Annotated in this window: 25 protein-coding genes and 1 tRNA gene; 7 read left to right on the top strand and 19 right to left on the bottom strand. The window is 66.8% G+C overall.

Going from position 1 to position 24,213, the window contains the following annotated elements; all coding sequences use genetic code 11:
- Positions 1 to 14: 14 nt before the first annotated feature.
- The 5 genes from G6N33_RS13275 to G6N33_RS13260 all read right to left on the bottom strand — a co-directional run bounded on the left by G6N33_RS13275 (position 15) and on the right by G6N33_RS13260 (position 4,573).
- Positions 15 to 707 carry a type 1 glutamine amidotransferase domain-containing protein gene (locus G6N33_RS13275; RefSeq protein WP_179962688.1) on the bottom strand — a complete coding sequence of 231 codons (693 nt, stop codon included), beginning with the start codon at positions 705 to 707 and terminating at the stop codon, positions 15 to 17.
- Between the two features lie 142 nt (positions 708 to 849).
- Entirely contained in the window at positions 850 to 1,005 is a 156-nt protein-coding gene (locus G6N33_RS27080) for a hypothetical protein (protein WP_101528130.1), read from the bottom strand.
- Positions 1,006 to 1,088: 83 nt separating this feature from the next.
- Positions 1,089 to 1,997 (bottom strand): HpcH/HpaI aldolase/citrate lyase family protein, encoded by a 909-nt coding sequence (locus G6N33_RS13270; RefSeq protein ID WP_044508945.1) that lies wholly within the window; start codon positions 1,995 to 1,997, stop codon positions 1,089 to 1,091.
- Between the two features lie 13 nt (positions 1,998 to 2,010).
- Positions 2,011 to 3,195 carry a CaiB/BaiF CoA transferase family protein gene (locus G6N33_RS13265; RefSeq protein WP_044512537.1) on the bottom strand — a complete coding sequence of 395 codons (1,185 nt, stop codon included), beginning with the start codon at positions 3,193 to 3,195 and terminating at the stop codon, positions 2,011 to 2,013.
- Entirely contained in the window at positions 3,188 to 4,573 is a 1,386-nt protein-coding gene (locus G6N33_RS13260) for an LLM class flavin-dependent oxidoreductase (protein WP_044508946.1), read from the bottom strand. Before G6N33_RS13260 ends, G6N33_RS13265 begins: the two co-directional genes overlap by 8 nt.
- Before the next feature lie 67 nt (positions 4,574 to 4,640).
- Here G6N33_RS13260 and G6N33_RS13255 point away from each other — a divergent pair, with 67 nt between their 5' ends.
- The 3 genes from G6N33_RS13255 to G6N33_RS13245 all read left to right on the top strand — a co-directional run bounded on the left by G6N33_RS13255 (position 4,641) and on the right by G6N33_RS13245 (position 10,739).
- Positions 4,641 to 5,294: a GntR family transcriptional regulator gene (locus tag G6N33_RS13255; RefSeq protein ID WP_044508947.1), complete on the top strand. Its 654-nt coding sequence runs from the start codon at positions 4,641 to 4,643 to the stop codon at positions 5,292 to 5,294.
- Positions 5,295 to 5,478: 184 nt separating this feature from the next.
- Entirely contained in the window at positions 5,479 to 9,420 is a 3,942-nt protein-coding gene (locus tag G6N33_RS13250) for a Pls/PosA family non-ribosomal peptide synthetase (RefSeq protein WP_101528131.1), read from the top strand.
- Entirely contained in the window at positions 9,417 to 10,739 is a 1,323-nt protein-coding gene (locus tag G6N33_RS13245) for a M1 family metallopeptidase (RefSeq protein ID WP_044512541.1), read from the top strand. The genes G6N33_RS13250 and G6N33_RS13245 overlap by 4 nt, the downstream gene beginning before the upstream one ends.
- A 2-nt stretch (positions 10,740 to 10,741) precedes the next feature.
- Here the strand turns inward: G6N33_RS13245 and G6N33_RS13240 are convergent, their stop codons facing one another.
- The 6 genes from G6N33_RS13240 to G6N33_RS13215 form a co-directional block, all read right to left on the bottom strand.
- Positions 10,742 to 10,969, bottom strand: a complete 228-nt coding sequence (locus G6N33_RS13240; protein WP_163771525.1) for a hypothetical protein — start codon at positions 10,967 to 10,969, stop codon at positions 10,742 to 10,744.
- Positions 10,970 to 11,062: 93 nt separating this feature from the next.
- Positions 11,063 to 12,046 (bottom strand): LLM class flavin-dependent oxidoreductase, encoded by a 984-nt coding sequence (locus G6N33_RS13235; protein WP_231382509.1) that lies wholly within the window; start codon positions 12,044 to 12,046, stop codon positions 11,063 to 11,065.
- A complete protein-coding gene (locus G6N33_RS13230) occupies positions 12,030 to 12,509 on the bottom strand; it encodes a VOC family protein (RefSeq protein ID WP_044508948.1) in 480 nt (159 codons plus the stop codon). Before G6N33_RS13230 ends, G6N33_RS13235 begins: the two co-directional genes overlap by 17 nt.
- Positions 12,506 to 13,765: an MBL fold metallo-hydrolase gene (locus G6N33_RS13225; RefSeq protein WP_044508949.1), complete on the bottom strand. Its 1,260-nt coding sequence runs from the start codon at positions 13,763 to 13,765 to the stop codon at positions 12,506 to 12,508. Before G6N33_RS13225 ends, G6N33_RS13230 begins: the two co-directional genes overlap by 4 nt.
- A gap of 14 nt (positions 13,766 to 13,779) precedes the next feature.
- Positions 13,780 to 15,048: a sulfotransferase family protein gene (locus G6N33_RS13220; RefSeq protein WP_044508950.1), complete on the bottom strand. Its 1,269-nt coding sequence runs from the start codon at positions 15,046 to 15,048 to the stop codon at positions 13,780 to 13,782.
- Between the two features lie 51 nt (positions 15,049 to 15,099).
- Positions 15,100 to 15,486 carry a DUF2237 family protein gene (locus G6N33_RS13215; RefSeq protein WP_044508951.1) on the bottom strand — a complete coding sequence of 129 codons (387 nt, stop codon included), beginning with the start codon at positions 15,484 to 15,486 and terminating at the stop codon, positions 15,100 to 15,102.
- Between the two features lie 144 nt (positions 15,487 to 15,630).
- On the opposite strand from G6N33_RS13215, the gene G6N33_RS13210 reads away from it, so the two are divergent.
- Both G6N33_RS13210 and G6N33_RS13205 read left to right on the top strand, forming a co-directional pair.
- Positions 15,631 to 16,116 (top strand): TM2 domain-containing protein, encoded by a 486-nt coding sequence (locus G6N33_RS13210; RefSeq protein ID WP_044508952.1) that lies wholly within the window; start codon positions 15,631 to 15,633, stop codon positions 16,114 to 16,116.
- A 95-nt stretch (positions 16,117 to 16,211) separates the two neighbouring features.
- Positions 16,212 to 17,342, top strand: a complete 1,131-nt coding sequence (locus G6N33_RS13205; protein ID WP_044508953.1) for a cellulase family glycosylhydrolase — start codon at positions 16,212 to 16,214, stop codon at positions 17,340 to 17,342.
- Positions 17,343 to 17,431: 89 nt separating this feature from the next.
- Here G6N33_RS13205 and G6N33_RS13200 read toward each other — a convergent pair whose 3' ends face one another.
- On the bottom strand, positions 17,432 to 18,505 hold the full coding sequence (locus tag G6N33_RS13200) for a GGDEF domain-containing protein (protein WP_044508954.1): 1,074 nt from the start codon (positions 18,503 to 18,505) through the stop codon (positions 17,432 to 17,434).
- Positions 18,506 to 18,676: 171 nt separating this feature from the next.
- Positions 18,677 to 19,279, bottom strand: coding sequence for a DUF2255 family protein (locus G6N33_RS13195; protein WP_049919059.1), 603 nt, complete (start codon positions 19,277 to 19,279; stop codon positions 18,677 to 18,679).
- A gap of 381 nt (positions 19,280 to 19,660) precedes the next feature.
- Here G6N33_RS13195 and G6N33_RS13190 point away from each other — a divergent pair, with 381 nt between their 5' ends.
- Positions 19,661 to 20,020, top strand: a complete 360-nt coding sequence (locus G6N33_RS13190) for a TetR/AcrR family transcriptional regulator (protein WP_231382510.1) — start codon at positions 19,661 to 19,663, stop codon at positions 20,018 to 20,020.
- 16 nt (positions 20,021 to 20,036) lie between these two features.
- On the opposite strand, the gene G6N33_RS13185 is transcribed toward G6N33_RS13190, so the two are convergent.
- The 3 genes from G6N33_RS13185 to G6N33_RS13175 form a co-directional block, all read right to left on the bottom strand.
- Positions 20,037 to 20,126: transfer RNA gene (locus tag G6N33_RS13185), tRNA-Ser, on the bottom strand.
- Between the two features lie 29 nt (positions 20,127 to 20,155).
- Positions 20,156 to 20,614 carry a nucleoside deaminase gene (locus G6N33_RS13180; RefSeq protein WP_044508956.1) on the bottom strand — a complete coding sequence of 153 codons (459 nt, stop codon included), beginning with the start codon at positions 20,612 to 20,614 and terminating at the stop codon, positions 20,156 to 20,158.
- Complete coding sequence (locus G6N33_RS13175) at positions 20,611 to 21,132, bottom strand: tRNA adenosine deaminase-associated protein (protein ID WP_044508957.1); 522 nt, start codon at positions 21,130 to 21,132, stop codon at positions 20,611 to 20,613. Before G6N33_RS13175 ends, G6N33_RS13180 begins: the two co-directional genes overlap by 4 nt.
- Positions 21,133 to 21,233: 101 nt before the next feature.
- On the opposite strand from G6N33_RS13175, the gene G6N33_RS13170 reads away from it, so the two are divergent.
- Positions 21,234 to 22,220: a prephenate dehydrogenase gene (locus tag G6N33_RS13170; protein ID WP_101528132.1), complete on the top strand. Its 987-nt coding sequence runs from the start codon at positions 21,234 to 21,236 to the stop codon at positions 22,218 to 22,220.
- Here the strand turns inward: G6N33_RS13170 and G6N33_RS13165 are convergent.
- Genes G6N33_RS13165 through G6N33_RS13155 form a run of 3 tightly spaced genes read right to left on the bottom strand, consistent with a single transcriptional unit; the run spans position 22,183 to position 24,211 of the window.
- Positions 22,183 to 22,737, bottom strand: a complete 555-nt coding sequence (locus G6N33_RS13165) for a putative glycolipid-binding domain-containing protein (protein ID WP_081662116.1) — start codon at positions 22,735 to 22,737, stop codon at positions 22,183 to 22,185. The two genes, G6N33_RS13170 and G6N33_RS13165, sit on opposite strands and share 38 nt — an antisense overlap.
- A 47-nt stretch (positions 22,738 to 22,784) precedes the next feature.
- Positions 22,785 to 23,528, bottom strand: coding sequence for an ABC transporter permease (locus G6N33_RS13160; protein ID WP_101528133.1), 744 nt, complete (start codon positions 23,526 to 23,528; stop codon positions 22,785 to 22,787).
- A complete protein-coding gene (locus G6N33_RS13155) occupies positions 23,525 to 24,211 on the bottom strand; it encodes an ABC transporter permease (RefSeq protein ID WP_044508960.1) in 687 nt (228 codons plus the stop codon). Before G6N33_RS13155 ends, G6N33_RS13160 begins: the two co-directional genes overlap by 4 nt.
- Positions 24,212 to 24,213: the final 2 nt, after the last annotated feature.

Below are 24,213 nucleotides of genomic sequence, written 5' to 3'. Positions count from 1 at the left end.
ACTGCGCCGCAGGGCTAGTCGAGCACTGTGAGCAACTTTTCGGCCAGCGGACCGGCCGATGCGGGGTTCTGCCCGGTGTACAGGTTGCGGTCGACGACCGTGAACGGCTTCCATACTTCGCCCTTGACGAAGTCGACACCCAGCGTGACCAACGCGTCCTCGGCGGTCCACGGTGCCTTCTCGCGGAGTCCCACACCGTCCTCTTCGTCGTTGGTGAAGGCAGTGACCCGGTAGCCGGCGAACGGAGATTTACCGTCGCGGCGGGTGGCCAGGATCGCGGCCGGCGCGTGGCAGACGATCGCCAACGGCTTGCCCGAGGCCAGGGCGGCGATCAGCAAGCGACCCGAGTCGGCGTCGCGCCACAGGTCTTCCATCGGCCCGTGACCGCCGGGGTAGTACACCGCGTCGTAGTCGTCCAGGCGCGCGGCGGCGAGCTGGATCGGCCGTCGGAGTTCCTCAGCGGAGCGAAGAATCGTTTCGAGCTGTTCGGCGATCTCGGCACTGCCTGCCATTGACGGACGCAGGCTCATCACGTCGACGTAGGGCACCGTGCCGCCGGGAGTGGCCACCACGATCTCGTGGCCAGCTTTGCTGAACGCGTCGTAGGGAGCCGCGAATTCCTCGGCCCAGTAACCAGTTGGGTGACGGGTGCCGTCCTTGAGCGTCCAGTAGCTCGTGCCGGTGACGACGAACAGGATCTTGGCCATCACACGAACCTACGTCGGGCACCGCATGATCAGCAACGCCCGGTGGCGCCGAGTGGGCGTGCCGGGTCGGTGGTGTGCGACCAGGGCGTGCTGGCCGTACACCCAACTCCGTCACAGCACACCCGGCGCGGCGACGCGGACCCTAAAACCAGACTTTGCGGCCGGCGACCGGACGTCCGACGGCTCCAAGGATCCACAGGATCACGCCGACGAGCACCAGGATGCCGCCGATCGTTTCCAGAATCGCGATGCCGGCGACATAGCCGATGATCGCGAGGATGATGCCGAGGATAATCATGCCGAGTCCCTTTCTATTGGGCGTCAGTCGAATTGATCATTCATCGGACTACCCCGGCACGGACGGCTTCAATCAGAAGCGCGCTAAGTCCCGTTGATCAGCGCGGCACGGGCCAAGGTTTGCTGCGCCTGCTTGACGTGGGCGGCGTCCACCAGCACACCGTTCACCCCCACCGCGCCGCGGCCCTGCGCCTCGGCCGCCCGATAGGCGGCGACATTGGCTTCGGCGCGGGCGATCTCGTCGGCCGTCGGCGCGTAGACCCGGTTGGCCACCGGGACCTGGTCGGGGTGAATCGCCCACTTTCCGGTGTAGCCCAGCAGCGAGGCCCGCCGCGCGTCACGCTCGTAGCCAGCAAGGTCCCGGTAGTCGGGATAGGGAGCATCGACCGCATCGATACCCGCGATGCGTGCCGCAACGATCACCTTGTTGCGGGCGTAAGCCCAAATGTCGCCGGGATATTCGCCCAGTGGCATGAAGTTTGTATCCACCCGCGCCCCCTGCGACAGCGAGAAGTCGCCCACCCCGAAGATCAAGGCATCCAGTCGCGAGCTGGCCACCGCGATCTCCTCCGCGTTGGCCAGGCCCTCCACTTCCTCGATGAGCACTTCGAGCCGAATCCGGTTGGACAGACCAAGTTTCGACTCCAGTTGAGTCAGCAGTACATCCACCCACCACACGTCACGCGCTCGCCTCGCTTTCGGGACGATGATCGTGTCCAGGTTCGCACCGGCCTTGGTCACGACATCGACGACATCGTCGTGGCACCACTGAGTGTCCAGGCCGTTAATGCGTATGGCGCGGGCGGTGCGGCCCCAGTCGATGTCGTTGAGCGCGGCGATGGCCTTCACCCGCGCTTCCTGTTTGAACGCCGGAGCGACCGCGTCCTCGAGGTCCAGGAAAACCAGGTCGGCGCCGCACCGGGCGCCCTTTTCGAACATGTTGTCGTTGCTCGCGGGCACCGCGAGTTCGGAACGGCGGAGCAGACCGGTCATGAAATGCTTTCTGTCACAACACGCCGCGGGCGTGCAGATCGTCAATCTCGTCGGTTGTCAGGCCAAGTAGCCCGCCGTACACCTCGGCATTGTGCTCGCCGAGGCCCGGGCCGAGGTGATCGACCGCGCCGGGCGTGGCAGAGAAGCGCGGCACCGGAGCCTGCACGGTCATGTGCCCCAGCTGGTCGTCCGCGACCGAGATGAACACCTGACGATGCTGCAGCTGTTCGTCGGCGACCAGATGGCGGATGTCGTAGACCGGTGCCGCGGCCACCTCGTGGGCCTCAAACGTCGCCATGGCCTCCGAAAGTGTCTTGCCAGCAACCCATTCCGCCACGACGTCGTCGACCTCGCGGGCGCGTGCCAACCGCCGCTGGGGGTCGGCGAAGTCGGGATCGGAGAGCATGTCGTCGCGGCCGATGGCGCGAAACACCCGCAGCGCCAGTGCCGGTGAGCTGCCCGACATCGCTAGCCACCGCCCGTCCGCGGTGCGGTAGGTGTTGCGCGGAGCCGAGATGTCCCACCGGTTTCCGGCACGCTCAGGCACCAAGCCCAGTTGGTCGTAGCCCAGCAGCGTCTGCTCCAGCAGCCGGGCCAGCGGGTCGATCAGGTTGACGTCAATCAGCTGACCCGGGGCACCGTGGACGTCACGGTGGTAGAGCGCCATGAGCACCGCATAGGTGGCGTTCAACGACGCGACGCCGTCGGCCAACATGAACGGCGGCAAGGTGGGCGGCCCGCCGGCCTGCCCGGTGATGTGGGCGAATCCGCTCATCGCCTCGCCCAGGGTGCCGAAACCGGGGCGTTCGCTTTTCGGGCCAGTCCGCCCGTAGCCCGTGATGTGCAGCATCACGATCCGGTCGTTGACCGCACGCAGGTTTTCGTAGTCCAGCCCCCACTTGCGCAACGTCTGCGGTCGGGTGTTGACGATGACGACGTCGGCGTGCTCGACCAGCCGTCGCACCAACGCCTGCCCCTCAGCGCAGCGTAAGTCGAGGGTGATGGCCCGCTTGTTGCGGGACAAGGATTTCCACATCAGTCCGACGTCCTCGCGCTGATTGCCCCAGCCGCGGATCGGATCACCGTGTCGGGGGTCCTCAACCTTGATCACGTCGGCGCCGAACTCGCCGAGGTAGGTCGCAACCAGCGGGGCGGCCGCCAAGGTGGCGAGGTCGAGCACCCGCACGCCGTCAAGCATGTGCACCGGCGCCAACCCGAGTATTCGCGGGGCGTTGCAGCCCAAGGTGTCCCCGCAGCGTCGAAGATTCGTATTCGGTGCGGAACAGACTGCGCCGTTGCAGCTGCGGAACCACCATCCGGACCACGTCTTCGAAGGCGCCGGGTAGATGCGTCGCCGCCAGGACGAAGCCGTCGCAGGCTCCGCTTTCGAACCAGTCCGCCATTTCATCAGCGACCTGCTCGCCGGTGCCGACGAAGCGGGGACCCTGCAGCAACGTCGCGCGGTGGCCGGCCAGATCGCGCACGGTCACAGGGCGGCCCCCGCTCCCAGAAGAAATGTGGGCCCGCAGGCTCTGCACCAGACCCCGGATTCCGGACACCGAGTCGATCAACTCGTCGGTGACGGGTTCATCCAGATCATGTTGTGCGAAGTCGTAATTCATCAACTCCGACAGCAGTGTCAGTGATGCCATGGGGTGAACCAGATCGTTGAGGAACAGTGCTTCGCGGTCCTTGGCGTGGGCCTCGGATTCGCCCACCACAGCGTAGGCCATCGGGCAAATCCGCACCGCGCCCGCATCACGCCCGGCTTCGGCGATGCGTTGCTTCTGGTCGGCATAATGGTTGCGGGCGACTTCGATGCCCGGATCGCCAGTGAAAATCAATTCCGCCCAGCGCGAGGCGAATTCGCGTCCGCGGCCCGACGACCCGGCCTGGATGATGACCGGGCGGCCCTGTGGGGTGCGCGGCACGGTCAGCGGGCCGCGCGCGGAGAAGTAGTGCCCGACGTGTCCGAGCTCGTGCACCTTGTTCGGGTCGGCGTAGTGGCCCGTCGTACGGTCGTGCAGGATCGCGTCGTCCTCCCAGCTGTCCCAGAGGCCGGTCACGACGTCCAGGAATTCGTCGGCGCGGTCGTATCGCTCGTCGTGACCCAGATGCGTGTCGACGCCGAAGTTCTGCGCCTCGCTGTCGTTGACGGAGGTGACCACGTTCCAGGCGGCCCGACCGCCGGAGAGGTGGTCGAGGGTGGCGAAGGTCCGGGCGACATGGAACGGCGCGTAGTAGGTCGTCGAGTAGGTCGCACCGAGGCCGATATGCGAAGTGGCCTGCGCGAGCACGCCGAGCACCAGCCCGAGGTCTAGCTTGACCGGGCGGGCACCGTAGGACACGGCCTCGGCGACCGACCCGCCGTACACACCGGGCATGGCGAGCCGGTCGTCGAAGAACATCAGGTCGAAACAGCCCTCTTCTAGCTGGCGACCGATCTTGGCGTAGTAGGAAGCGTCGAGGTAGCCGTGCTCGGCCGCGGGGTGGCGCCACGAGCCGGCATACACCGAGGTGCTGCCCGCCTGCATGAACGCAACAAGGGACATCTTGTCGTGCCGTCGATCAACCATGTTCGAAATCTAACATCTGATATTTCAGATATCAAACCTTACATCTTTCATTTGGTATTATCCGCGGATGACCTCGACCCCCGACATCTCCGGCACTGTGCGCGAGCGCGCCGCCCGCGAACTGCGGGATCGCATCCTGACCGGCGCGCTGCCTGCCGGTGCCCGGGTCGACCTCGACGCCATTACCGCGGAGTTCGCCACCAGCCGCACCCCGGTCCGGGAGGCGCTGTTGGAACTGTCGTTCGAAGGCTTGGTCCGGGTCGCGCCCCGCAGCGGCGTCACCGTGCTCGGCATCAGCCCCACCGATGTGATGGACAGTTTCACCATCCTCGGCGTGCTGACCGGACAGGCCGCCGCCTGGGCCGCCGAACGCATCGAGCCCGGCGAGCTGGACATGCTGCGGGAATTGGCCGCCGACGTAGCGGCACGCTCCGGCGACGACAGCATCGGCGAAGCCAACTGGCACTTCCATCAGAAGATCCACCGTGCGGCGCACTCGCCGCGGCTGATGACCCAGATCAGGCAGGCCGCCCGGGTGGTGCCGAGCAATTTCCTCACGCTGTTTCCCGACCACGAGAAGCATTCGCTCGACGAACACCAGGATCTGCTCGACGCACTCGGCGCCAAGGACGCCGAGCGGGCCCGCGCGATCGCCGAGCGCCATGTGCTGGACGCGGGGCGCTCGCTCGCCGACTGGCTCGAGCAACGCCGCACCGCCTGAGCCCGGCCTCGCTCCGCGAGTGTGGGGCCTAAGGACGAAACCGTGGGGAAATGAGTGCATATCCCCCACACTCGACACACCCACGGCGGGACTCGGCCGCGCGGCACCGCCTCGGACACGGCCCGGCCTCCACACGCCGCGCACGATCGCCGGCGTGGCGCCGGATGGTGAGTATTTTCGTGGGGTGGCTTTACCCCCTGGGCCTCCCATCCCCGCACGAGTGCCGGCGCAGTACACGCTGTCCGCCGCCGCGCCGAGCCCGCGCACCCTGATCGACATCCTTTACGAGACCGCGGCGCGTTACCCGGATGCCACCGCCATCGACGATGGCACCGTCCAGCTCACCTACAGCGAACTGATCGGCGACATCGAGGCGAGCGTGGAATGGCTGGCCGCCCGCGGCATCGGCCGGGGTGACCGGATCGGCATCCGGATGCCGTCAGGCAGCTACGCCCTATACGTGGCGATCTTGTCGACGCTGGCCACCGGCGCGGCTTACGTCCCGGTCGACGCCGACGACCCCGACGAACGCGCCGAGTTGGTGTTCGGCGAGGCTGGCGTCGTGGGCGTCATCACCGAAGCGGGCCTGCTGCGCGGTGTCGGCTCGTCACGCGGCTGGCGGGCCACCGCGCCTCTGGCGCGCGACGACGCCTGGATCATCTTCACGTCCGGGTCGACCGGCACACCGAAGGGCGTGGCCGTCACGCACCGCAGCGCCGCGGCGTTCGTCGATGCAGAGGCACGAATATTCCTGCAAGACAACCCCATTGGTCCCGGAGATCGAGTCCTCGCCGGGCTTTCGGTGGCGTTCGACGCCTCCTGTGAGGAAATGTGGCTGGCGTGGCGGCACGGCGCGTGCCTGGTCCCCGCCCCGCGCTCGCTGGTGCGCAGCGGGATGGACCTGGGTCCCTGGCTAGTCACTCGCGACGTGACCGTCGTGTCGACCGTGCCGGCACTGGCGGCATTGTGGCCCAGCGAGGCGCTGGAAGCCGTGCGGCTGTTGATCTTCGGCGGTGAGGCCTGCCCCCCGGAGCTGGTCGAGCGGCTTGCGGTCGACGGCCGGGAGGTATGGAACACCTACGGCCCGACCGAGGCCACCGTGGTCGCGTGCGCGGCAAAGCTCGGTGGCAGCGGGCCGATCAGCATCGGGCTGCCGCTGCCGGGCTGGGATCTGGCGGTCGTCGACCCCGACACACTGCCGGTCGCCTACGGCGATGTCGGCGAGCTGGTGATCGGGGGTGTCGGCCTGGCCCGATACCTGGATAAGGATCGCGACGCCGAGAAGTACGCGCCGATGCCGTCGCTGGGATGGTCGCGCGCTTACCGCAGTGGCGATTTGGTTCGGCTGGAGCGCGACGGGCTGTATTTCTGTGGCCGCAGCGACGACCAGGTCAAGGTCGGGGGTCGACGGATCGAATTGGGTGAGATCGACACGGCCCTGGTGCATCTGCCCGGTGTCAGTGGCGGAGCCGCCGCGGTGCGGCACACCACAGCCGGCGCGCCGCTGCTGGTCGGCTACGTCGTGAGCCCCGACCCGTCGTTCGATCTCCACGAGGCGCGGGTCCGGCTCGCCACGCAACTGCCGGCCGCCCTGGTACCGCGGCTGGTACGGGTCCCGGAACTGCCGACCCGCACCTCGGGCAAGGTCGACCGCGACGCGCTGCCCTGGCCGCCGCCGGTCGATCAATCCGAGGATTCGGCCGATTTGAGCGGCACCGCCGGATGGCTCGCCGGGCTGTGGCGGGACTTGCTCGGGGCCTTCGAAACCGGGCAAGTCGACACTCCGGAGGCCGACTTCTTCGCGCTTGGTGGTGGATCGCTGACCGCGGCGCAGCTCGTCGCCGCGCTGCGCCGGCAGTACCCGGAGGTGACCGTCGCTGATCTCTACGACCATCCGCGGCTGGGCTCGCTCGCTGGATTTCTCGACGAGCTCGAGCCGCCACCGCCGGTGGCCGAGCGTGCGGTGCGGCCGACCCCGGTGGTGACCCAACTCGCGCAGGCCGCGCTGGCCCTGCCGCTGGCGACGTTGTCGGCGCTGCCCTGGCTGACGTGGCTCGCATTGGGCAACAACGTCGCCCGCGCACTGCACGTGGTGCCCTGGACCGTCGCGGTGAACTGGTGGCTGATCGCGGCGGCGTTCGCGGTCTTCGTCACGCCGGTGGGCCGGATGGCGATCACGGCGCTGTGCGCGCGGTTGTTGTTGTGGAAGCTGCGGCCGGGCACCTACCGCCGCGGCGGGTCGGTGCATCTGCGGATCTGGTTCGCCGAACGGCTCGCCGAGGCCACCGGGGCCCACAACCTGTCGGGTGCACCGTGGCTGGTGTACTACGCCCGCGCGCTCGGCGCCCGCATCGGCAAGGGAGTCGATCTGCATTCCCCGCCGCCCGTGACGGGTCTGCTCACCATGGGCCATCGCAGCGCGGTCGAACCCGAGGTCGACCTGTGCGGTCATTGGATCGACGGGGACGCCTTTCACCTCGGTGAGATCACCATCGGCAACGACGCGACGATCGGCGCACGATCGACGCTGCTGCCGGGCGCGGTCGTCGGCAAGAATGCCGATGTGGCCCCGGGCGCGGGCGTGCTGGACAAGATCAAGAACGGCCAGTACTGGAAGGGTTCGCCCGCGGTGAAGGCCGGGCGGGTCAACCATCCGTGGCCGGATGAGCGGCCGCCGCGCGGCACATCCTGGGCCGCCGTGTACGGACTGACGTCACTGGTGTTAGCAGCCCTGCCGCTGCTGGCGATCGGGTCCGGCATCGCGGTCATCGGGTTCGGCGTCCGGCATACCCACCGGTTGTCACAAGCCGTGGCTCCGGCACTGGCCTGGACGCCGTTGGCGGCGTTGAGCGCGCTGCTGGTCTACGCCTTGCTGACGATGCTGGGGGTGCGGACGCTGTCGCTTGGACTGCGCGAGGGCTATCACCCGGTGCGCAGCCGCCCCGGGTGGCAGCTATGGGCCACCGAGCGGCTGATGGATGCCGCGCGAACCTACCTATTCCCGCTATACGCCAGCCTGCTGACCCCAGTGTGGCTGCGGCTCTTAGGCGCCAAAGTTGGTCGGGGCACCGAGATTTCGACCGTGTTGGCCACGCCGAAGTTCACCACGATCGAGGACGGCGCCTTCTTGGCCGACGACACCATGGTCGCGTCCTACGAGCTCGGAGGTGGCTGGATCCATGCGGCGCCGACGACGGTCGGCCGGCGCGCGTTCCTCGGCAACTCCGGCATCACCCAGCCGGGCCGTCGGGTCCCCGACGACGGATTGGTCGCGGTGCTGTCGGCGGCGCCGCCGAAAGCCAAGCGTGGGTCGTCCTGGCTGGGCAGCCCGCCGATGCGGCTGCGCCGGCGCCCCGCCGATACCGATGAGGTGACCACCTACGATCCGCCGCAACGGCTTAAGACGATGCGGGCGCTGGTGGAAACGCTGCGGTTGGTACCGGTGATCGTGTCCGCCGGGATCGGGCTTGCGGTGCTGGGCGGATTGCAGGCGCTGGCAAGGATATTCGGCATCTGGTGGGCCGCACTGGGTGGTGGGCTGGTGATGCTGGCGGCGGGCGTGATCGCCGGAGTGATCACGGTCGCCGCGAAGTGGCTTCTCGTCGGCCGGATCCGGGCCGGCGAATTCCCGCTGTGGTCGTCGTTCGTATGGCGCAACGAGGTCGCCGACACGTTCGTAGAAACCGTGGCCGCCCCGTGGTTCGCGCGGGCAGCCAGCGCAACGCCGATGCTGAACGTGTGGTTACGCGCCCTGGGGGCCCACATCGGCCGCGGCGTGTGGTGTGAAACCTATTGGCTCCCCGAGGCGGACCTCGTCACCCTGGGTACGGGGGCCACCATCGGCCGCGGCTGCGTCGTGCAGACTCACCTGTTCCACGACCGCATCATGCGGATGGACACCGTGGTGCTCGAATCCGGCGCTACGCTGGGCCCGCACGGCGTGGCGCTGCCGGCCGCCCGGATCGGCGCCGGTGCGACCGTCGGACCGGCCTCGCTCGTCGTGCGCGGTGACGAGGTCCCGGGATCGACGCGCTGGCAAGGTAATCCGATCAAGCCATGGACTCCTCGCCGCAAGAAGGCCCGCAAGAACGCCGCCCGGGGTGGCGTGCAGGACACCGCGGCGTGAAGGCCTCGGCCAAGAAGGCGGCGCCGCCCGAGGTGCTCGACGAGTACCTGCCGAAGAACGGCAACTCCGGTTACCAGGTGTCACGCTACGAGCTTGACCTGGACTACCGGGTCGCCGTGAACCGGCTGTCCGGGGTAGCCACGATTACCGCCGTCGCGCTGACCGAACTGCAGCAGCTTACCCTCGACCTGTCCAACGCGTTGACGGTGTCCAAGGTGTCGGTGAACGGCAGACGGATCGACCACTTCTCCTGCCGGGCAGCGAAATTGCGTATCCGCCTTGATTCGACGGTGCCCATCGGCGCCGCCCTGTCGATCGTGGTGCGCTACGGCGGTTCACCTCGTCCGATCCGGTCCCTGTGGGGCAACGTCGGTTTCGAGGAGCTGACGGAGGGCGCACTGGTGGCCGGACAGCCCAACGGCGCCGCGTCCTGGTTTCCCTGCAACGACCATCCCAGCGCCAAAGCCGCGTTTAACATCCAGGTCAGCACCGAAAGTCGGTATCGGGTCATCGCCAACGGGCAACTACTATCCCGGCGGGCCCGCTCGTCGCGAACCGTGTGGACCTACGAACAGCGCGAGCCCACGTCGACCTACCTGATCACGTTGCAAATCGGCAGCTACGACGTGCACCGGCTGGCGCGTACCCCGGTGCCGATCGACGCCGCGCTGCCCGCCCGCCTGCGGGAAAACTTCGACCACGACTTCGCCCGTCAGCCGGAGATGATGCGGTTGTTCATCGACCTGTTTGGCCCGTATCCGCTGGGCAGCGGCTACACGGTCGTCGTCACCGACGACGCGCTGGAGATACCCGTTGAAGCGCAAGGTATTTCAATCTTCGGCGCAAATCATTGCGACGGCACTCGGGCCAGCGAGCGGCTGATCGCCCACGAACTGGCGCACCAGTGGTTCGGCAACTCGGTGACCGCCGGACAATGGCGCGACATCTGGCTGCACGAAGGGTTCGCCTGCTACGCGGAGTGGCTGTGGTCGGAGCACAGCGGCGGACCCAGCGCCCACGAACTCGCCGAGTGGCACCACGCACAGTTGCGCACCCAGCCCCAGGACCTGTTGCTGACCGACCCCGGAGCCCGGGATATGTTCGACGATCGGGTCTACAAGCGCGGCGCCCTGACCCTGCACGCACTGCGCAACCGGCTCGGCAGCGACAACTTCGTTGCGTTACTGAAGGATTGGACCACGCGGCACCGCCACGGCACCGCCGTCACCGACGACTTCACCGGCCTGGCGGCGAACTACTCGGACGAATCGCTACGCCCGCTGTGGGACCAGTGGTTGTACGCGACAGCAGTGCCCTGAACTCAGCCCCCGGCGGCACCGCCGCCCGCTGTACCGCCACCGGTTCCCGACCCGTCCGTCGGGTATTGGCCGGGTGCCGGCACCACCGACGTGACCGGCCCGGGTGTGCCAGGCGAAGTCGGCGTCGATGAGGTCGGTGGGGGCGCTCCCAGCGACGAGCCACCGCTACCGCAGGCGACCGCCAGACTCAGCACCACCGTGCCGCCGAGAACGGCGCTTGCCCTCTTCACCGCATCAGATCTCATTGGATTCCCTCATTCCCGTCAGATCTCGTTGCGGTACCCGATCACCGCGGGCTCAACCGGACGATTGGGAGCCAGCCGTCACCGCAGCGCGGGCAGAACGGCGTCGGTCAGCAGCTGCACCGATTTCCAGGCCTCGTCGACGGGCATACCGCCGACCAGGGGATGCAGCACGAGCGGTCCGTACTCGTCGCTGTCTCGGATTTCGCTGATGAGCTGGTCCGGCGTGAGGAACCGGTAGCGTCCGGACCCTCGGACCTCGTCCAGCGTGTGCACCCCGGGCAGGTGCATCAGCGAACGCTGATCCGACGACCACTGCCCGTAAGTAACTGCCTCCCACAGGATGTGCTCCCCCAGCTCGGCCCAGGCCCGGTCGGGGTCTTCGTGCAAATAGATCATTCCGCGATTGAGCGGTCCCGGCATCAGCACCAGGGGTTTGATACCGGCAGCTGAACACAGCTCACGGTAGTAGTCGGCGATGTCGGGCAAATGGTCGGCCAGGCTGAGCGGCAATCCGAACCGGGCGGCGCGTCGCGCCGTGGCCCGCACCCCGCCACCGACATATAGCGGCGGGTGCGGCCGGCTCCAGGTGCCGGGACAGATCGCCGTGTCCGACTCGCCCGACCAGACGGACAGCATCCGCTCGAGCAGACTGTCCATCAGCTCGCCGCGGCTGCCGAAATCCATTCCCAAGGCGTCATACTCGACAGTTCGGTAGCCAAGCCCGACTGTCGTGTGCAGCCGGCCGCGGCTCATGTTGTCGACCAGCGCGATATCTTCGGCGAGCCGGACCGGATTCCACAACGGCCCCAGCGCGCAATCCACGCTCGCAATCATGGTGGACGTGCGCGCCAAAAACATTGCCGCCGCCATGATCGGGTTGCAGCTCCAGCCATGGCCGGTGGCGTGGTGCTCGTCCACGCTCACCGACGTGATGCCGTGCGACTCGCCCCATTGCGCCAACTCGAGGGCAGCGGACAGCAGCGTGCTCTGGGTGCGCGGATCCCCGTGCGGCGAAGCGAAGTTGAAGCGCAGCACCGTCAGCACGTCAGGTCCCGCCCGCACCGGGTGCCGTCATGGATGCGACGAAGGCGGCGAAGTCGGGAAACAGCGCGCGGTCGACGATCTCGATGCGGGTGCCCACCGGGTCGAGGTAGTAGGCAAACATCCCGAATTCGGCTCCAGGTACCTCGCCGGTCATTTCGAAGGTAAAGCCGTTGGTTTCCAACTGGCGTGCGGTGTCGGCCAGGTCGTCGGTGAAGTAGCCGACATGGTGCACGGCATTGCCCGGTACCGCCGCCCACGGCGTACCTGGTACCTCCTGAACCAATTCCAAGTGCGGACTTTGGACCGAGTAGACGATCGTCGAGGTCAGGTCGCGAACGCCCGCCGTGGTGCGGAAGGGCAACGTGTAGCTGAGCGGGGTGATCCACTGGTAGCCGGCCAACGCGGTCAGCCTCGCCATCGCGGCGCCGAGGTCGGGGACGACGATGCCGGTATGGTAGAGGTCTTCGGCTCGAAGGGTCATGCGGTCCTCGCTGTCTGCTGATCCAGATAGCTACGTAGCCAAGCGGTTTCCCAAAAGTTAGTGCTGCCGGCCAGCAGGTCCTGGTGGGCTGCCCGCAACACTTCGCGCGCGCCCGGATGGTCGGCCTGCACGCTGGCCACGAGTTCGGCAAGGTGGATGGCATGCAGCGGTCGATGCTCGCCGAGGTGCGTCCGCGCCCGATCCACCAAGGCATCCGCACCGGCGAGCTGCACCACGTCGGCCCCAACGGCGTCGAAACCGACCGGATAGAGCTCGGTGGTCGACCGATGGTGGAACCAGCCCGAGTAGTTCTCCCAGATGGCCCGCACATCCCAGGAGACCTTGCCATACCCCTGGCCCACTTCGTATTCCGCGGGCAGAGCGATCTCGCGCATCAGGGTCTGCACGTCTTTGCCGGCGTTCATCCCGGCCACCGTCTGGTCGTGTATGTATTCGATAGCGTCGCGTAACCGGGTCAGTTCGGCGTGGATGCGGTCGGCGCCGGCGATCGGCGCGAAGTGGCCGGTCACCAGTAGTTCTGGCCGCAGGTCGCGCACCCGTTCCACCGATGTGATCGCGGTCAGGGCGTCGCGGTAGCGGTCGCCGCGGATTGTGACCAAATTGGGAATGTGCCCGAATATTGGACCGAAAGTGTTTCCACATAGGCAGATTCGCTCCTCGGGCAGCCAGACGACCAGCGAGTCGGTGGTCTCGCCGCCGGGGACCGAAAGCAGCTCCAGTCGTCGGCCGCCGACCTCGAGGACGAGGGCGTCGTCGAAGGCGAGATCGACGCTCGGAACGCTTTGGGCAGCAAGCATTCTGGTGCCTAGACGGCGCTGAATTGCTTGAATTCCGGTCGCCAGTTTGTCTTTGAACGCGAACGCGCTGCGGTTCGCCCGGTAGGGGATGAGGCGTTCGTTGTCGTCGCGCCATGTCGTCCAATTGGCCTGGGCGACAACAATGGTGTCCGGGTCGCGGATGCTGTCTACCCCGCCGACGTGATCAACGTGGCCCTGAGTGAAGATGATGTAGCGCACCGGCGAGGAGTCGACGGCATCGAAGTTGGCCCGGTGCACCGGCCCCTCGAAACCCATCCCCGTGTTGACGATGACGCGGCCGTCGCCGGTGGTCAGCAGGTACGAATTGGACAGTCCCGGTGAGCACCACAGTCCCGGGGCGATCTGCGCGGCCCGTTCGGCGGCCGCGGGTTGCAGCGCGTCGGCGCCCGGCCTGCTGCGGTATACCGGCTCGAACATCGCTGTTGTCTCCTTCATTCGGGGTGGACGTCGAACCGGTCGAAATAAAACCCGAACCGAGCGCGCAGTTCACCGGCCGACACGCCGAAATGCCGCTGCAGGTCGTAGCGGACCCGCCCGTGCTTACCGCGCGGATTGCCGTCCAAATACTGCTGAAATCGGCTTCGCACCTTAGGCGTCAGCTCAACCCCGCCGCGCCGGTAGAGCTCGTCGAGCACCGGCATTGCGTTGCCGTTGAGTTGCTGGAAGTTGATATCGATGCTGCGCTCGGGACCGATTAGGTCGCGGTCGCGGACACACGCGCGCAGCAGCCGGTGCACCCGGTCGGTCCAGTAGTCGAGCAGCCACTGCGGGTCGATGCTGGTGCGGCGCAATCGATCGGAGTAGGCCATCATCGTGATCGCCGACTGCACGACCGCGACCGGATCGCGGTGGGTGAAGGCGACGGTGGCGTCGGGGAAGGTCGCCATCAGCGCACCCAGTTGCTCGCAGTGCTGGGGACTCTTGAGGATCCACGTTTGCGGTCCGCGGAGAAAGGTGAGGGCCTGCAGCACCTTCTTCAGGTAGCCGTAGTGCCGGGTCTGGTCGAGTGCCAGATAGTAGTCGCGCCAATCCGGCACGCGCGCATGCCATTCCAAGACGTAGCCGGCCAGGTCGAGGTCGAGAAGTTCGACCTCTTCCTCGATGGCCTCGGGGAAGCGATCGTGCATCGCGGCCACGACCGGGGCGCTGACCATCAGCGCATCATGCTCGGCCTTGGCGCGGGCATATCGCGGGTCGATGCCGTCGATGTCCGGGCCTTCGCCGGGCGCCGGTATGGGCTCCTGACTCTCCCAGTACGGCAGCGCGCGGCGGCGCGGGTCGGCGGCGATGAGATTCACCAGATGGGTGGTGCCCGACCGTGGCATGCCGACCACGATGAACGGGTTCTCGATCGTGATCGACTCGATCTCGGGGTAGCGCTTGATCAGCTCGGTCAGCGACAACCGATTTCGGAGCAGGCGGACCACCCGTTGCCGCAAGGTCGACCGCGTGAGCTGGCGCAGCCCGTCGTCGGCTTCGATCGCGGCGACGTGCGCTCGCAAGCGGTCCCCGAAGCCGTCGGTGTCGTCCAGGTCTTCGGCACCGGCCTGCTCGACGGCCTGCGCGAGCATCCGGTCGATATCGAAGTACACCGGCCTGGCCTCGGTGAATTCCAGGATCTGGCGCTGGATGTCGGTCAGCCGCGGCGAGGTCAGGTCGTCGAAATCCAGGTCTGCGATGTCGGAACCCGCAGCGCTCATGTGACCGCCTCCTCGACGGGTGTCGAATGGTCGAATCGCAGATCGCAAGCCTTACAAGTTGGCTAGATCGTCGGGAACGTCAACCTCGTGCTCCCGCAACACCTCCAGCGGCACCACCTCGAGGGTGCGTTCATGGGTGGAGGCCAACACCACCGGGGCCGCACAACCATCCTGGTGGGCCCGAAGCCAGTTCAGGGCGGTGACGCACCAACGGTCACCGGGCAGCAGACCCGGAAATCGATACTCCGGCACGGGCGTCAATAGGTCGTTGCCGATGGAACGCTGATGCTCCAAGAATTCCGTCGTCATCACCGCACAGATGGTGTGGCGGCCGACATCCTCGGCCCCACTCGAGCAACAACCGTCTCGGTAATAGCCGGTGAGGGGCTCGCTCCCGCATGGTTGCAGCGGGCCGCCCAGCACGTTGCGATCGGACACCTCGTTAGTATTGCCCCGTCGGGGCGGAAGTTAGAAGAGACTTCGCCGACCGCGGCACGCAAATTTGTGCCAGAGTATTGCTGGCGACAGGGACAGCAACGTCCAGTAATTCGCTGCATCCGCGATGGGAGAGTCACTCAGCCAATGTCGACGCCGAACCCACCCGGACCGCCTCCCGAGGGTTGGCAGCCGCCCGGCTACCAACCGCCCCAGCACCCGCCGCCAGCACCGCCCTCGGGATATCCGGGGTACCCGGGGTATCCGCCGCCGCCCGGATACCCTCCGTCACAGCCCTATCCCGGATATGCCGGCTACCCGGGCTACCCCGCCGCTCCGCATGCACCGTTCGGGCGTGATCCCGCCACGGGCGTCCCGCTGTCGGACAAATCGAGCACCACGGCAGGGCTCTTGCAACTGTTCTTCGGCGTGTTCGGCATCGGTCGGTTCTACATCGACTCGACACAGATCGCGGTGGCGCAACTGTTGCTGGGCCTGGTTGGACTGGTCTTCAGTTTGTTCTGCTTCCTCGGATTTCCCGTTTTGCTCGGCAGCGCCGTGTGGGCCGTCGTGGACGCGATCATGATGTTCACCGGCAGCGTGAAGGACAACCAGGGCCGCAGACTGCGCTAGCCCCGGGTCACGGGAAGATAACGATTCCCAACCTCGCGTCATTGCCAACGGCGTGGCAAACCGGTTGCAGGAACAGCGAAAATTAGTGTCACGTCGTGAACCGCCGCACGGCCATGAAGTTGCCGCTGATGCTCGCAGCGGGTGCGGCCTTGGCCCACGCACCCCGCGCTGTCGCACAAGCGGGACGGTGGTCGCCGGACCGCGCCAAGACCTGGTATCAGGCGCAGGGCTGGCTGGTCGGCGCAAACTACGTCCCGTCGACCGCCATCAACCAGCTGGAGATGTTTCAGGCGGGAACGTTTGACGCCCAACGCATCGACAGTGAATTGAATGTCGCCCGCACCATGGGTTTCAACACCATGCGGGTTTTCCTCCACGATCAACTGTGGGCCCAGGATCGCCAGGGCTTTCAGAGCCGTCTCGCCCAGTTCGTCGGCATCGCCTCCCGGCACAACATCAAGCCGCTGTTCGTACTGTTCGATTCGTGTTGGGATCCGCTGCCCAAGTCCGGTCCGCAGCACCCGCCGGTGCGCGGGGTGCACAACTCCGGATGGGTGCAAAGCCCGGGTGCCGAGCGGCTAGGCGACCCGCGCTACATCCCGGTGATGCAGGACTACGTCACGGGAGTATTGCGGCAGTTCCGCAATGACGACCGAGTGCTGGGATGGGATCTGTGGAACGAACCCGACAATCCCGCCAAGGAGTACCGCAAGGTCGAGCGCAACGACAAGCTGCAACTCGTCACCGACTTGCTGCCGCAAGTGTTTCGCTGGGCCCGTGCGGTCGATCCCGCGCAGCCGTTGACAAGTGGCGTCTGGCAAGGCTCTTGGGGAGACCCCGGCACCCGTAGCACCATCAGCGGGATTCAGCTCGACAACGCCGACGTGATCACGTTCCACAACTACGGCAAACCGGCCGAGTTCGAGTCGAAGATCAACGAGCTGGCGCCGCTGGGACGGCCGATCATCTGCACCGAATACATGGCCCGGTCCCAGGGCAGCACCATCGAGACGATTCTGCCGATCGCCAAGCGACACAACGTCGGTGCGTTCAATTGGGGGCTCGTCGCCGGGAAGACCCAGACCTATTTTCCCTGGGATTCGTGGGACCACCCATACACGGCGCCACCGAAGCTGTGGTTTCACGATCTGCTGCTACCCGACGGGCGGCCGTATCGTGCGGGTGAAATGCAGACCGTTCGTGGGTTGACCGGCGGGATCGGATGACCCGCACCCTGTGCCACGACGAACGCCCACAACCCCTGTGAGGCAAGCTATTTCATCAGGCGTGGCTCGGCGGTCGATACAGCCGAAGTTCAGGCCACGGACTGATGGTGGCGGATCTGGTTGCCCCCGCATCGCTTGGCTTCATACATCGCGTTGTCGGCGTCGGCGACCAACTGCCGGAAGACCCGGTGGGCGTGATCGGCCACCACGTCGCGCAACGCCAGGGAAGCGATCCCGACGCTCGCGGTGACCGGCGCGTTGATTGCGGCCACGGCGTCGCAGAGCTGTCGGCCCCAGCCGGGCTTCTGCTCGGCCGTCACGACGTCGGCGATCAGGAATTCCTCGCCACCGACGCGCCCAACGACGGCGGTGTCGCTGCAGGCGGCGGTCAGCGCACCGGCCACCGCGACCAACGCCTCATCGCCGGCGGCATGACCGCGAGAGTCGTTCAGGTTTTTGAAACGGTCCAGATCAATCATGGCAACCATCAAAAATGTGTGGTTGGCGCCGACAAGCATTCGCCCCACGATGGCCCGGTCGCAGGCGCGCCGATTCAACAGCCCGGTCAGCGGATCGCGGTTGGCGCGCAGAAGATCAACTCCGAGAGCACGCACGACGATCTGAATCGCCAATGGGACAACCACATTCAGCTCCAGGACCAGGAAATAGCCGGAGAACGCCAGCACCGGTTGCCCCGCCGCACAAAGACGAGCCGCCTGCACGGCCGCGATTGCGCTGGCGAGCAAGAAGTTCAACGTCATGTACTTGGCGGTGTGGAAGAACGCGATGTAACCGCCCGGAACGGCCAGCGCCGAGCACGCCATGAGGGCCACCAACGGGACCGGTTGCCATAGACAACCGACGCCGATAAGCACGCTGCCGGTCAAGATGAAAAACAGCGACTGCTGCCGGGTGGGCCAGCCGCGCAACCAGAGCGTGGCCATGCCCAGCCCGATCACGGCGGCGACCACGGAGTACACCAACGCCGCGGGGCGATACACCTGCGCTGGGCCTAACCAGACGTTCGCGGGCACCAACACCAGCGACGCGGCCACGGCGGCCAGCAGCCTGCGGGCGTTCGAACTCAATCCGTGCGCCTGCAAATAACCAGTCAGCCAATCGAAATGGTCGGCCTGGCTCCACCACGCCGCCAGCCACTTCATTGGGTCGTCCTCCCGAACTCTGTTCCGTCTGACACCCCGGCTATCGAGTGAGTTGGGTCACACTAAATCGGATCAGAGCCGTCCGCGCCCGAATCGGCGAGAAAGTCGTGTTCACACCTGATCCATAACTATCTTCGGGAACGGTCAGCCAAATAACGAAGCTTGCTGGAGCTACGTCGACCGGCGTTGCGGGGTGATTTTCAGGACGTAAATTCGCGTCCACCACAACAACGGCCGCAACAGCAGTGAATGCAGTACGCCGCCGTACTTGCGGTAAGTTGCCCGGTCCACGCGGCGAATCGTGTCGGCATCCGTCACAGGGCCGAAGGTGACCGGGAAACGAATAGCATCGTGACGGACGAACCCGTGTGGCATTCGCGTCGCGCGCCGGTACCACTTGCCCTTGGAGCCCCGTCGGCTGCGCAGGTAGCCGGCGTCGTCGACGACGACCACACCGACCGGTGTGTCGATCACCCGCCCGGACGGGGTGGTGCTGCCGGTGGTGACCACTTTTGAGGACGCGAGAACGTCGAGCAATGTGGGGGCGCCGAACACTCCGGGCGAGCGGGTGAATCGATCCGCCGCGGCGTCGACCGCAGCGCTCACCGCGCCGGGTTGGTCGTAGAAATCGAATTGGCTTACGCCGTCCAGCCATAACCGGTCGACCGGAGCCGATACCTTGGACAGGAACCCACGCACGCTGCCGGGGTTGACGGCAGCATCACTGTGCACGACGAGCGTCGGCTGGGTGAGCTCGTCGGCAAGGGAATGCACGTCGAAGGGAATCCAGCACGCCCACGACGCCGGGTTGAAAGTGTTGTCCCACTGGGGAATCCGTCCGCGTCGGGGTCGGCAGGTACATGTCTGCGGTTAGGACCTCCCCGGACGATCCGAACGTTACGTGCTCGACGCGCACGGCCTCGGTAACCTGCGGGTGCATCTCGTCCCCCCTAAATGGGGGTAACACATCCACTTCGCTCTGTATGCACGAAGCGGATGTACGGCTACCACTTAGCTGGCGATCTGGTCTAGCGCTGCGCTTTTCGCATTCGGTCGTCAATTCGTGTGTTGGACTACCGGTTCAACCTGGCGGCCCCTACCATGGGGTTTGCGCTACCGGTATAAGGCGGTCAGATCCGGGCGCCCCGCAAGGACGTGCAGCGCAATCGACACAAGTTGGTTACCGCGGCCCGCGAGGCGTTCAACGAGCAGGGACCCCAGACGAGCCTGGAGGAGATCGCCCGCCGGGCCGGCGTCGGCGCCACCACGCTCTACCGCCACTTCGCCGACAAGGACGACTTGGTTCGTCGAACCGTTCACCACTCGACTCCGGCAAGCCGGGGGCCTGCACCCCGGCATCACCGCCGACGACATCGCGATGTTCATCCGGATGACCGTCGCCGCCGACGACCATGCCGGTCGGGCGAAGGCCGTACAGGTCCTGCTCGCCGGATTGACCCATCCCACGATGGGTCGTCACCGGCCCGCCGCAAGAAAGTGCGGGCCGGATCATGACGCAACGCGCAAGTTTTGGCGGTGGCGGAGGGATTTGAACCCTCGGACGGTTTTAGCCGTCACACGCTTTCGAGGCGTGCTCCTTAGGCCGCTCGGACACGCCACCGCCGAGCAGCTTACCCAACGACCGGCCGCTCACCCCAATCGCTGGCGGGCGAAGAAGTCTTCCAGGGGTGCGGCGCACTCGTGTGCAAGCACCCCGCCCCGCACCTGCGGACGATGATTGAGCCGGCGGTCGCGCACCACATCCCACAGCGACCCGACCGCACCGGTCTTGGGTTCCCACGCACCGAACACCAGTCGCGCGACGCGCGCCAGGATCAGCGCGCCGGCGCACATCGTGCACGGTTCGACGGTGACCGCCAGCGTGGCTCCCTCCAGCCGCCACCCGTCCCCCAGCGCCACGGCCGCCGCGCGCAGCGCCAAGACTTCCGCGTGCGCGGTCGGATCACCAAGGGCCTCACGAGCATTCACCGCCCGGGCGAGCTCGGTTCCGTCAGCGGCGACGACCACCGCTCCGATCGGCACATCGCGAGGGCCCGCGCTGCCGGCGACCTCCAGCGCGGCCCGGATCAGCTGCTCGTCAGTCCTCACCGACCAAGGCGGTCGATCACCGCTGACAGTTGGTCGGCGAACCCCATCTCGCGGGCAATGCGGCCCAACTGCTCGTCGGCGTACAGGTCCGACTCGTCGAGGATGACGCCGAGCACCGCCTCGGGCAGCCCGATGTCGGACAGCAGCCCAAGGTCGCCCTCCTCGAACGGCTCCGAGTCCTCCAGATCTTCGGGATCGATGTCGGCGTCCAAGCTGTCCAGCACTTCGGCGGCGATGTCGTAGTCGAGCGCCGCGGTGGCATCCGAGAGCAACAGCCGGGTCCGCGACGGCGCGGGTCGCACGATGACAAAGAACTCGTCGTCGATGTCGAGCAGGCCAAAGACCGCGCCCGCACTACGCAGTTCGCGCAGTTCCGTCTCAGCGGCAGCCAGACTCGTCAGCGCTTTGGGTGACATCACAGAACAACGCCATTGGCCCTCTTCGCGTACGACGGCGACGCCAAAGCCGTCCGGCGTGTCCACGGACGCCCCTTGCGTTGCAGCCCGCTCTCGTCCCATGGCCGCCTAGGCTAGTCGCTGACCAGGCTGCTTGACCAGACAGCGCGCCCCAGCACGGGGACCTGCAAGCGCCGTCATCCGCCCAACTGTGCCAACCTTGGATGGTGTCTTTGACTTCGACCGGGGCGGCGAGCAAAACCCCGGTATGCGTGCTTGGGCTGGGACTGATCGGCGGTTCGATCATGCGGGCCGCCGCGGCCGCCGGCCGCGACGTGTTCGGTTACAACCGCTCGGTGGAGGGCGCGCACGGAGCCCTGGCCGAGGGTTTCGCCGCGAGTACCGACCTCCATGAGACCCTCACCCGCGCTGCCGACACCAGCGCGCTGATCGTGCTGGCTGTGCCGATGCCGGCCCTGCCGTCGATGCTTGCGCACGTCAGCGAGTTGGCGCCGCAATGCCCGCTCACCGACGTGACCAGTGTCAAATCGGCGGTCCTCGACGAGGTCATCGCGGCCGGCCTGCAGGAACGCTTCGTGGGCGGTCACCCGATGACCGGGACCGAAAGCTCGGGCTGGTCGGCCGGGCACGTCGGATTGTTCACCGCGGCCCCGTGGGTGGTTAGTGTCGACGACCACGTCGACCCGGTGGTGTGGTCGATGGTGATGCACTTGGCGCTGGAATGCGGCGCGGTGGTGGTCCCGGCCAGATCGGACGAACACGATGCCGCGGCGGCGGCGATCTCGCATCTGCCGCACCTGCTGGCCGAAGCGCTGGCGGTGACGGCGGCCGAGGTACCCCTGGCCTTCGCGCTGGCCGCCGGATCATTTCGGGACGGCACCCGGGTGGCCGGCAGCTCCCCCGACCTGGTGCGCGCGATGTGCGAAGGCAACTGCAGCCATCTGCTGACGGCCCTCGACCGGGTGCTGGACCTGCTCAGCCGCGCGCGCGACTCGCTGGACTGGGACCACTCGGTGGCCGAGCTCGTCGAGGCGGGTCACGCCGCGCGGACGCGCTATGACCGATTCCCGCGCTCGGACATCTTCACCGTGGTGATCGGCGCGGAGAACTGGCGCGAAGAGCTGGCGGCCGCCGGCCGGGCCGGCGGCGTGATCAGATCCGCTCTGCCAATCCGGGATAGTCCAGGATGAACCCGTCGGCGTCGACGCTGACGGTGGTGTCGGCAACCGGCGAACGTAGCTTGATGCCGTCCAATCTGCCCTCGCTGGCGTAACTCACTGTCGCCGGAGTAACTGACATTTCCGGCACATTGACGTAGACCATCGGCAGTGTGGTGGTGTCCGCGTGCTCGTGCAGCCCGAGCCGGCGGATGGGCAGCGCGTTGAAGAACGGGCTGAAGACCACATCGACGTCGAGCGCCCCCTGGTACCCCTCCCGCCGCTCCCCCTGGTGGTCGGTGATCATCCACATGTTCTCTTCGTCACGGGCGATCGCCAGCTGACGCTCGCGCTCCGCGAGGGTGATCGTCAGCCCAAAGCGCTTGGTGGCCCCGCTGTCGTCGGTCTGCAACTCGTAGAAGGCGCCGAAGGCCGGGTTGGTGTCGGTGGCCGCTGCGACGATGCGGCCGGTGGCCTTGATTCGCTTGCCGGACACCTGAACTCGCACCGATTCCATGCGCGAGATGTCGGGCGCGCGCCAGGTCAGCATCGCGGGCCAGACGCGTTGAGTCGGGTCAGAGGGGCTGTTCACACTTCCTACCGTAAAACTTGGCCACGGGCCGCGGCAGGCTGGTCACCAACTGCGGTCATCGTCACATTGTCGCGCCGGTGAACCCGGCGTAACCGTCCGGTGCCCGGCATCGCTACCCACACCGCCATCGCCAATAGCCCGTCAAGGATCAGCGCCAGCGCCGCCACCATCAGCGCGCCGACCAAAGCGAGCTGGAATTCCCGCTCCTTGATCCCGTCGATCAGGTAGCGGCCCAGGCCGCCGAGACTGGCGTAGGCGGCCACCGTCGCGGTCGCGACCACCTGCAACGTCGCGTTACGCAGCCCGCCCAGGATCAACGGCATCGCATTCGGCACCTCCACGCGCCGCAGCACCTGCGCCTCCGTCATGCCCATCGCGCGGGCAGCATCGACCACCACGGGGTCGACGTTGGCGATGCCCGCGTAGGCGCCGGCCAGTAGCGACGGCACCCCGAGCAGCGTCAGGGCGACCAGCGGCGGCCCCAGCCCCAGCCCAAAGAGCAGCACTCCCAGCAGCAGCACCCCGAGGGTCGGCAGCGAGCGCAGCCCGTTGACGGCGCCCACCACCAGCAGGGTGCCCCGACCGGTGTGTCCGATGACCAGGCCGATCGGTATTGCGATCAAGGCGGACGCGCCCACCGCGACGGCCGTGTACTCGAGGTGCTCCAAGATCCGCGCCGCAAGTCCGACCGGGCCGGTCCAGTTGTCGACGGTCAACAGGTAGGAGACGGCCTGCTGGACGAAGTTCATCGGGCACCACCGACCACCGGGGCGACCACCGCTCGGCGCCGCGGGCTCTTGCCGGCGCGCGTCCACGGCGTGGTGAACCGGCCGGCCGCGACGATCAGCAAATCGATGGTGACCGCCAACACGAACAGCGCGATGATGCCGGCCAGAATCTGGTCACTCTTGTCGGTCTGGTAGCCAATCGTGAACCAGGTACCCAGCCCGCCGATGCCGATCACCGAGCCCACCGACACCATCGCGATATTGGTCACCACCACCACACGCACCCCGGCCACCATCACCGGAATCGACAGCGGCAGTTCAACCTTCAAGATCCGATTGAACGGCGAATATCCGACGGCGGTGGCGGCGTCGCGCACCTGCGCCGGCACCGCGTCCAGCGCTTCGAGTACGGCACGCACCATCAGCGCGGTGGTGTAGGCGGTCAGCGCAACCAGGACGTTGGCCTCGTCGAGAATGCGGGTCCCGATGATCACCGGCAGCACCACGAACAGGGCCAGCGACGGGACGGTGAACACGACGCTGGCGGTCGCCGTCGTCAACCACCGCGCGATTGCATTGCGCCGCACCAATACACCGAGTGGGACCGCGATCGCCAGCCCGATCAGGACCGGCAACAACGACAACCGCAGATGGATCACCGCCAGCGTCCAGGCATCGTCCAGGTGGTTGAGCAGATAGTGCATGG

Origin of the sequence: Mycobacterium simiae (assembly GCF_010727605.1) — a bacterium.
GTDB classification, from domain to species: Bacteria; Actinomycetota; Actinomycetes; order Mycobacteriales; family Mycobacteriaceae; genus Mycobacterium; species Mycobacterium simiae.
The sequence above is the reverse complement of the archived record's forward strand: the minus strand, read 5'-3'. Positions and strand labels throughout refer to the sequence as shown.